Here is a 1612-nt window from a genome sequence, read left to right as displayed (position 1 = left end):
CGCCGGCCGGGGCGACTGCACGGTGTACGTACGAAGCGGATTACGCCACTCGTTAGAGAGTTCACGCCACCGAGTAAACCAGTCCTCGGTGAAAGAGAAACGACCAAGTCCTACATCGGGGAGAGGCAGCACCAACTTCACTCGTTGGTCGAATCCACCCGTACCCAGATGAACGAGGTCCGTGCCCGTAAAGGTGATCCGCGTGAACCCTGCCGACAGCAGCTGGACGCGAGATACTGAGACGCCATAAGGACGATAACTGGGCTGAGTCGGAGCCTGAACATATCGCAACGGCACCGAAGTTAGCATACCCTTAGTATGGCATGCCTAACCTTACTTACGGTAACCCTGACCCGTCATCGAGCGGTCATCCACCGCAAACAACGACGCGCGTCAAGGAACCCAGTGTCAGCCAGCTCAACCGTCGAGGTGCCCAGTCCTGTTCCGTGTCCGCCGTGAACAAGAAGAGAAAAACAACGTCTGCACAGAACCCAAAGAATCGTTCTCCTTGGGACGAAGACCTTCACCTGACGTAGCCGTGGTCGGGGTTAGGGCCCGAAAGCTACCGTCGCAACGCTGTCGAGGACTGTCGCCATTCCTGACAGGGTCGGGATTTCGTCGACCTAAGCCCGTTCTGCCAGCTGTTTGATCGTGACGATCGCCTCAGACCACATGCCGTGCATATCGCTGGCCCACTCGTCGGGCACCTCGAGGTCAACGGTGAGAGTCGTCAGCCCGTCGGTCTCGATGAACGAATAGCTCTCGTGCAGCCCGACTGCGGGACCTTCGCGGTTCTCAACGTCTCCGAGATATCGGATCGACACGAACTCGTGGTGCCGATTCTCGACAATGCTGCCGAAGAGACCGCTCCACGTGCCGTCTTCGCTCGGGCCGAGAAAGCGGATCTCGTCACCCTCGTTCCAGCCGCCCTCGTAGGTCGATCCCTCATGGAAAGCGCCCGTCCATTCACGGTACGTGTCGAGATCGAGCATGACGTTCCAAACGTGCTGCGCGGGAGCGTCGACATCGACACTGAACCGAAGATTCTCCATGCTCGCTTTTATAGCCGAGACACTCTGGCGGCGCAAGACCACCTAGAGCACCGGTTCGTCGACGCGCTTCGCAACGTCGAGGACGGCGAAGTCTCCGTCACTGCCTGGTCACTCATAGACGCGGGCTCTGACCCGCAGCCCTGACCCAGGACCCGCCGAGACCTGAGAATCGAAACCTCGAGGAAGTACCGCTTGGGAACGGCGAGTTCAACCGGTCGTTGCAACGATTGGTTTTTCTGGTTCTGACAGTAGTCGCTGCATCGCTTGGGCGGGGGTGATGCCGCCGAGTGTTTTGCGGGGTCGCTCGTTGAGTTCGGTGGCTACTTCCAGGAGCCGCTCGGGTGAATGGACCGAGAGGTCGGTGCCTTTGGGGAAATACTGGCGCAGCAGACCGTTGGTGTTCTCGTTACTGCCGCGTTGCCACGGAGAATGCGGATCACAGAAGTAGATGGCCATGTTGGTGGCCAGCGTGATCTGCCGGTGCTGAGCCAGCTCCGTTCCCTGATCCCAGGTCAAGGTCTTAGCCAGACGCTCGGGCAGAGTCTTGATCGTTGCCAATA

At 59.1% G+C, this 1612-nt stretch carries 3 protein-coding genes; all 3 read right to left on the bottom strand.

What is annotated here, in order from left to right:
- On the bottom strand, positions 1–309 hold a 309-nt coding region (locus tag JF66_RS22700; RefSeq protein WP_197059533.1), incomplete at its 3' end, for a siderophore-interacting protein.
- 314 nt (positions 310–623) lie between these two features.
- Positions 624–1052: an SRPBCC domain-containing protein gene (locus JF66_RS20785; RefSeq protein ID WP_035880868.1), complete on the bottom strand. Its 429-nt coding sequence runs from the start codon at positions 1050–1052 to the stop codon at positions 624–626.
- 207 nt (positions 1053–1259) lie between these two features.
- Positions 1260–1612, bottom strand: a 353-nt coding sequence (locus JF66_RS20780) for an IS30 family transposase (protein WP_035880867.1), incomplete at its 5' end; no start/stop codon positions are given.

The sequence above is a fragment of the Cryobacterium sp. MLB-32 genome (assembly GCF_000738085.1).
In the GTDB taxonomy this organism is placed as follows: domain Bacteria; phylum Actinomycetota; class Actinomycetes; order Actinomycetales; family Microbacteriaceae; genus Cryobacterium.
This window is presented reverse-complemented; position numbering and strand designations above follow the sequence as displayed.